Genomic DNA, 7245 nt, shown 5'->3' with positions numbered 1-7245 from the left:
TCCCCGAACCCCGTCCCCACCGTCTTCCCGGGGTGGCCCGATCACCGCCGCCACCCGCACCCGGCTTTCCGCCGTGATCGGTCACCCTCGTCGACCAGCGGTGGGGCGAGGGTGCGCGAGGTGTGGGGTCGAGCCCTCGGCATGGGGGTGTTGGAGATCTAGGGTGGACGGGTGTTCACGACTCGCCCGGAGCTCGCCGGTACCCATGGGATGGTCGCCTCGACGCACTGGCTCGCCTCGGCAGCGGGGATGGCGGTGCTGGAGGACGACGGGAACGCCTTCGACGCCGCGGTGGCGGCCGGATTCGTGCTCCAGGTCGTCGAACCACATCTCAACGGGCCGGGCGGTGAGGTCCCGGCGCTGTTCGCCACCGCCGCCGACCCGCGACCGCGCGCGCTGTGCGGGCAGGGACCGGCGCCGGCCGCGGCGACGATCGAGCACTACCGCGACGAACTCGGCCTCGACCTGATCCCGGGCACGGGACTGCTGGCCGCCACGGTGCCCGGCGCTTGGGACGGCTGGCTGACGCTGCTGCGCGACCACGGCACGAAGACGCTGCGCGAGGTGCTGACCTACGCGATCGGCTACGCGCGCGGCGGATGTCCGATCGTGCCGCGCATCAGCGACACCATCGGCCTGGTCGCCGACATGTTCCGGCAGCACTGGCCGACCTCGGCGGAGCGCTGGCTCAACGCGGACGGCTCGGTCCCGGAACCGGGGTCTGTGGTGCGCAATCCCGTGCTCGCCGACACCTGGGAGCGGCTGCTGTCCGAGGCCGAGTCGGTGACCGGCCGGGAGGCGCAGATCGAGGCCGCTCGCCGGGCGTGGTCGCAGGGGTTCGTGGCCGAAGCCGTGGAGGACTTCGCGCGGATCAGGCACCGGGACAACTCGGGCCGCGATCACGCGGGCGTGCTCACCGCGCAGGACATGGCGGAGTTCGAGACGACCTACGAGCAGCCGCTGACGGTCGACCTGCCGGGCGGGTGGACGCTGGCGAAGTTCGGCATCTGGTCGCAGGGACCCGCGCTCGCCCAGCAGCTGAAGCTGCTGGAAGGTCTGCCGGTGTCCTACGTGGACGGTGTTCCGCCGGTCGACGTGGTGCACGCGGCGGTGGAGGCCACCAAGCTCGCGTTCGCCGACCGCGAGGCGTGGTACGGCGACTCGGCCGACCCCGGCGTGCTCGCCGACCTCGTCTCCGACGAGTACTCCGCGCAGCGCCGGGGCCTGATCGGCGCGACCGCGTCGCTGGACCTGCGGCCCGGCTCGCCCGGTGGACGCGCGCCCGGGTTGCCGGCGTTCGTCGCCGAGAGCCGCGGTGTGGGCGGGCCGTCGGATCCGAGCGGTGTCGGCATCGGCGAGCCGACCGTGCTGCCCAACGGGGAGAGCCGGGGTGACACGGTGCACATCGACGTCGTGGACCGCTGGGGCAACATGATCTCGGCGACCCCTTCCGGCGGGTGGTTGCAGTCCTCGCCGACGATCCCCGAACTCGGGTTCTGCTTGGGCAGCCGCGCCCAGATGTTCTGGTTGGAAGAGGGACTGCCGAACTCGCTGGTGCCGGGCAAGCGCCCGCGCATCACGTTGAGCCCGTCGCTGGCGCTGCGCGGCGGCGTTGCGGCGCTGGCCTTCGGGACCCCCGGTGGGGATCAGCAGGACCAGTGGCAGTTGTGCTTCTGGCTGGCCCACGTCCACGGCGGGCTCGACCTGCAGGCCGCCATCGACGCACCCGCCTGGCACAGCACCGCGTTCCCTCGCTCGTTCTACCCGCGCGAGTGGGAGCCCGGTGCTGTGGCGGTGGAATCCCGCCTCGGCGCCGACACCATCGCCGCGCTGGGCTCCCGGGGGCACCTGGTGAGGGACAACGGCCCGTGGTCCCTCGGTCGCCTCTCGGCGGTGTCCAGGGATCCGGAGTCGGGCCTGCTCAAGGCCGCCGCCAACCCGCGCGGTGCCCAGGGGTACGCGGCGGGCCGCTGAGCTCACGCGGCCGGGAGGGTGGTTCCGAGCAGCAGCATCCGCAGGGTTCGGGCGGTCGCGTCGGTGATGAGCGCCGGTGCTCGGGTGATGGCGTCGGGCAGCGCCACCGGTCCGGTGAGGATTCCAGTGATGGCGTCGATCCCGTGCTCGTAGCTGGTGTCGGCGCCCGGCCCGATGGTGCCGCACAGCGCGATGACCGGTTTGCCGTGCCGCTTGGCGCGGCGCGCGACCTCGGTGGGGATCTTGCCGAGCGCGGTTGACGCGTCGATGGCGCCCTCGGCGGTGATCACGAGATCGGCGGTGCGCAGCCGCTGCTCAAGGTCGGCGCTGGTCAGGAACATGTCGAAGCGCGATTCCAGGCGCGCTCCGAGGACTCCGGCAAGTCCGGCGGCCAGTCCGCCCGAAGCCCCGGCGCCGGGCAGCTCGGCAAGGTCGGGGTCCAGCAGCCGCGCCCAGTTCGACATCGCCGAGGACAGCAGCTCTACGTCCTGCGCCGAAGCGCCCTTCTGCGGGCCGTAGCGGCGGGCCACCCCGTCCGGACCGCACAGCGCGTTGCGCGGGTTGACCGCGACCGTCATGTCCACTTCGGACAGCCGAGGGTCGAGGACGGAGGCCTCGACGCGGTGGGCGCGCAGCAGCTCAGCGCCACCGGGCCCGATTTCCCGGCCGGCTTCGTCGGTGATCCGCACGCCCAGGGCCTGCAGCGCCCCGGCGCCGCCGTCGCAGGTGCCCGAGTCGCCGCAGCCGACGACGATGCGCCGCGCACCGGTGTCCAGCGCCGCGCGGATCAGCTCGCCGACGCCCCGGCTCGTGGTGCGGCCGGGATCGCGTCCGCTTGGCGGGACCAGCGATAAGCCCGCCGCGGCGGCCATCTCGACGAACGCGGTGTCGTCGTCGAGCAGCGCGAAGTGGGCCGCGACCGGATCGCCGACCGGACCGGTGACGGTCACCGGCACGAGCGTGCCGCCGGTCGCGCGGGCGAGCAGCCGGGCCGAGCCCTCACCGCCGTCGATCAGCGGCACGGTGTCGACCACGCTCCCGGGGATGACCCGCCGGATGCCTGCCTGGATGGCGTCGGCGACCTGCTCGGCGTCCAGGCATTCCTTGAAGCCGCTCGGCGCGACGACGATGCGGAACATTCTTTCCTCCACGGTGGACTAGACGGACAAACCCAGCAGTGGCCAGATGAGCAGGGAGAACAGCAGCACCAGCGCGGCCGTCAGCGGCCCGAGGACGACGGCGAGCCTGCGCAGCTCGGGCGGCTCGTAGTGCTCGGCGAACATCGCGAGTGGTTTCGCCGAGGACGGCAGCGTGTGGCAGAAGCCGGCCGCCGCGGTCGAGGCGAACGCCACCGCCATCGGGTTGGCCCCGACGGCCAGCGCCGCGGGTACCAGCAGCGGGATCAGCACCGCCGACCGCGCCGACCGGGAAGCGATCAGCAGGTGCAGCGCGGTGCTCAGCGCCACGGCGGCCGCCAGCAGCGTGACCGGGCGGTCGCCGACCAGCGCGTGACCGGCGATCCAGCCGGCCGCGCCGGAGTCGGTGAGCGCGGTGCCCAGCGCACCCGTCGCAGCCATGAACAGCAGCAGCGACCAGGGGATCTCGCCGACGGCGGCCTTCATCGGGACGGTTCCGAAGCGGGGGGAGGTGACCAGCAGCGCCGCGCCCAGGGCGATCAGCGCGGGCGGCAGCCCGTGCCAGGACTCGGTGCTCCACAGCAGCACCACGCCTCCCAGCAGCGCTCCGGCCCGGACCTCGGCCGGTCGCAACCGCTCGGGGACGTCCAGCTGGGCGCGCAGCTCGGCCACGTCGACGCGCAGCGGCGTCCGCCCGTTCGCGCCGCCGGTCCACAGCACCAGTTCGGCCGCCAGGTGCGAGCTGACCAGCGCGAACGGCAGTCCCCAGCACAGCCACCAGCCGAACGGGATGCCTTCGCCGGTGGTCGCCGCGAGCACCTGGCTGGTGATCAGGTGCGCTCCGGCACCGGTGAGGGTGGCGATCGCGGACAGCAGGATCACCACCGGCACGAGCAAACCGACCGTCCGGACCAACCGGTCCGGCAGGGCGGACGCCAGCCCCCGGTGCAGCGGAACGGCCATCGCCGCCCGGCCGCTGGTGCTGGGGATCAGCAGCGCGGTGCCGACCAGTCCGAGCGTGAGCAGGTGGCACAGCGACCGGGGCGATCGCGCCCGGCCGGCCAGTCCGAGGGCCAGTCGCGCGGGCAGTCCGGTCCGGTTGATCCCGGCGGCCAGCATGAACGCGGCCACCAGCAGCCAGATCTGGTCCTCGCCGAGCGCGGCGAACAGCCGCTCGGACTCCAGCACTCCGAGCACGGCGAGCACGGCGGCGGCCAGCAGGGCGACGAAGGTGTCGTCGACCTGCGCGCGCGTCCACCCGAGGATGGCCGCGCCGAACACCACCAGCGCCAGCACCGCGTCGCGGCTCAACGACCCGTCGAGCCCTTGGGCCGGGACGGTGAGCACTGCCAGGACCCCGAAGACGCCGACGCCGGCGAGGGTGAACGCCACGGCCCATCCCCACCCGGCGACCGGGTCTGCTCCCACGCTGTTGACCTGCACGAGGAAGACACTCCGGGGCCGGCCTGAGACTTCCGTGAACCTCCGGTGAGAGCGCCTTCATCCCGCGTTTTCCACAGCCCTGTGGATGGAGTTATCCACAGGGCTGTGAACTGCGCTGATGGAGGTGCCCAGGCGTGGTTGTGCACAGTTCTGAACAGACTTATCCACAGCTGTGCACACCGCTCGCGGGCGCTGTTCCACACCCAGTGCCCAACCTCGGTTACCAGCAGGTGCGCCCGGGGTACTAGCCGCCGAGCCGGTAGCCCATGCCGCGCACGGTCCCGATCTGGCCGTTCCCGATCTTGCGCCGCAGCGCGCGGACGTAGACGTCGACGACGTTGGAGCCGGGATCGAAGTCGTAACCCCAGACGTGGGAGAGGATCTGCTCGCGGCTGAGGACCTGGCCGGGATGCCGCAGGAACAGCTCGAGCAGCGAGAACTCGCGGGCCGTCAGGTCCACGGTGCCGGTGGGCACCTGGGCGCGGCGGGTGCGCAGGTCCAGCGACAGCTCGCCGTCGCGCAGCACCGTGATCTCCTCGGCGCGCTCCGCCGAACGGAGCCGCAGCCGGATGCGGGCCAGCAGCTCCTCGAAGCGGAACGGCTTGGTCATGTAGTCGTCCGCGCCGCCCTCCAGGCCGGCGACCGTGTCGTGCACGGTGTCGCGCGCGGTCAGGATCACCACGGGCAGCGTCACCCGCTTCGCGCGCACGTCGCGCAGCACCTCGAACCCGTCGCGGCCGGGAAGTCCCAGGTCCAGCACGGCCAGGTCGTACCCGCCGTCGACCAGGTGGTGCAGCGCGGACTCCCCGTCGGCGACGACGGTGGTGGTGAACCCGTTGGCGCGCAGCCCCTTCTCGATGAACGCTGCGATGCGTTCCTCGTCCTCGACGATCAGGATCTTGCTCATGCCTCGCCTCCCGTGGTCTTCGCGGGCAGTTCCAGCCGGAAGGTCGCTCCCGAACCGGGCGTGGAGCGGACCACGACCCGGCCGTGGTGCGCGTCGGCGATGGCCCGGACGATCGCCAGGCCCAGCCCGGCTCCGCCCTTGCGGCCGCTGCCGTGGCTGAAGCGCTCGAAGATCTTCTCCACCTCCGAGGGATCGACGCCCGGCCCCTCGTCGCTGACCCACAGCCCGACGGTGCCGTCGCGGACGGCGGAGCCGATCCGGATCGCCGACCCGGGGGAGGTGTGCTGCACCGCGTTCTGCGCCAGCTGCACCATCGCCTGGGTGATCCGCTGCCCGTCGAGCGAGAACTCGCCTTCGCCCATCTCCGCCAGCACCCACCGCCGGTCGCCCAGCGAACGCACCTTCGCGTCGATGTCGCTGGTCAGCTCGGCCAGCGACACCTCGGTGGGGGAGACGAAGTCCGGCCGGTCGGCCTTGGCCAGCACCAGCAGGTCGTTGACGATCCGCGTCATCCGGTCCAGCTCGTCGGTGCACAGCCGCACCACCTCGTCGCGCTCGGCGGGATCGACGCCGATGAGTTCCAGGTTGCCGCGGACGATCGTGATCGGGGTGCGCAGCTCGTGGCCGGCGTCGTCGACGAACTGCCGCTGGATGCGGAACGCGTCCTCCAACCGGTCCAGCATCGCGTTGAACTGGTCGGCCAGCGCGGCGATGTCGTCGCGGCCATCCACCGGGATGCGCCGGGTCAGGTCGTGTTCGGTGATCTCGGCGGCGGCCTGCCGCACCGCCCGCACCGGGGCCAGGATCAGCCCTGCCACCACCCAGGAGATCAGCGCGGCCAGCACCACGCCCAGGGCGCTGACCAGAAGCAGCACTCGGACGCTGCGGTCGACCTCCGCGGTCTCGGCGGCGATGTGGTGCTCGACGACGAACCAGGCGCTGCCGCCGCGCGCGGTCTCGGCCCGCACCTTCACCCAGCGCACCGGGCCGGCCGCCGTGTCCAGATCGCCGTGCGCTCGCGGGTCGTCGATGATCCGCCGCAGCACCGTCCGGTCGTGGGCGACGGCCTTGATCGGCTCGGTCTGCTCCTGCGAGACCACGCCGAGACCGCCCACCGCCGGCCACGCGCCGATCAGGGCCTCGTCGATGTCCGGGTACTGGTGACCGAGGTAGTTGTGCAGCAGCGCCCCCGGATCGGCGAGCATCCGGCCGCTGACCGGGTCCTGGCCGCTCTCGGCGAAGGCCACGAACTCCTTCGCCTCCTGCTCCAGCGAGTTGGTGACCCGGCGGTCGACCTCGTCGTGCAGGTACTCGCGGACGATCACTATGACCGTCAGCAGCACCAGGACCAGCACCAGCAGCAGCCAGCCCATGATCTGGGCCCGAGCGGGCACGCGGGTGCCGCGACGACCGGCGAGCCTGGTCAGCGGGCGGGTGGGTGGATCAGTCGTCATGGCGGTCCGTCGCGTCGTCACCGTCGTCGTCATCGTTGGGCGCAGGCGGCGGCAGCTCGGCGGGTGGGGGAGGCACGTCGGGCGGACCGGGAACGACGGGCACCGGCGCGTCCGCGGACGGCTGAGGGCTGGACGAGCTGCCGACGCGCACGCTCTCCGGGATCTCGGGCGAGCGCGCCCCGCCGGTCAGCGCGAAGCTGATGAGCACGGCGACGATGGGCAGAGCGAGGGCCGCGAGCAGCAGGGCTCCCCGGGGGACGGAACGCATGGACCCACTCTGATCTGTCGGGGACACCCGCGGGTGAAACCGGGATGAGAACGTCCTCATGTT

6 protein-coding genes are annotated in these 7245 nt (G+C 72.5%); 1 reads left to right on the top strand and 5 read right to left on the bottom strand.

Features of this window, described 5'->3' with window-relative positions:
- The first annotated feature begins 171 nt into the window (after nucleotides 1-171).
- On the top strand, nucleotides 172-1974 hold the full coding sequence (locus tag E1161_RS23720) for a gamma-glutamyltransferase family protein (RefSeq protein ID WP_132626936.1): 1803 nt from the start codon (nucleotides 172-174) through the stop codon (nucleotides 1972-1974).
- A gap of 2 nt (nucleotides 1975-1976) precedes the next feature.
- Here the strand turns inward: E1161_RS23720 and E1161_RS23715 are convergent, their stop codons facing one another.
- The 5 genes from E1161_RS23715 to E1161_RS23695 all read right to left on the bottom strand — a co-directional run bounded on the left by E1161_RS23715 (nucleotide 1977) and on the right by E1161_RS23695 (nucleotide 7182).
- Nucleotides 1977-3113: a glycerate kinase family protein gene (locus E1161_RS23715; protein WP_132626935.1), complete on the bottom strand. Its 1137-nt coding sequence runs from the start codon at nucleotides 3111-3113 to the stop codon at nucleotides 1977-1979.
- 18 nt (nucleotides 3114-3131) lie between these two features.
- On the bottom strand, nucleotides 3132-4553 hold the full coding sequence (locus E1161_RS23710; protein WP_132626934.1) for an SLC13 family permease: 1422 nt from the start codon (nucleotides 4551-4553) through the stop codon (nucleotides 3132-3134).
- Between the two features lie 244 nt (nucleotides 4554-4797).
- Complete coding sequence (locus E1161_RS23705) at nucleotides 4798-5460, bottom strand: response regulator transcription factor (protein ID WP_132626933.1); 663 nt, start codon at nucleotides 5458-5460, stop codon at nucleotides 4798-4800.
- Nucleotides 5457-6914 carry a sensor histidine kinase gene (locus E1161_RS23700; RefSeq protein WP_207920372.1) on the bottom strand — a complete coding sequence of 486 codons (1458 nt, stop codon included), beginning with the start codon at nucleotides 6912-6914 and terminating at the stop codon, nucleotides 5457-5459. Before E1161_RS23700 ends, E1161_RS23705 begins: the two co-directional genes overlap by 4 nt.
- Nucleotides 6904-7182 carry a hypothetical protein gene (locus E1161_RS23695; protein ID WP_132626931.1) on the bottom strand — a complete coding sequence of 93 codons (279 nt, stop codon included), beginning with the start codon at nucleotides 7180-7182 and terminating at the stop codon, nucleotides 6904-6906. Before E1161_RS23695 ends, E1161_RS23700 begins: the two co-directional genes overlap by 11 nt.
- Between the last annotated feature and the right edge of the window lie 63 nt (nucleotides 7183-7245).

The sequence above is a fragment of the Saccharopolyspora aridisoli genome (assembly GCF_004348445.1).
GTDB lineage: Bacteria > Actinomycetota > Actinomycetes > Mycobacteriales > Pseudonocardiaceae > Saccharopolyspora > Saccharopolyspora aridisoli.
The sequence above is the reverse complement of the archived record's forward strand: the minus strand, read 5'-3'. Positions and strand labels throughout refer to the sequence as shown.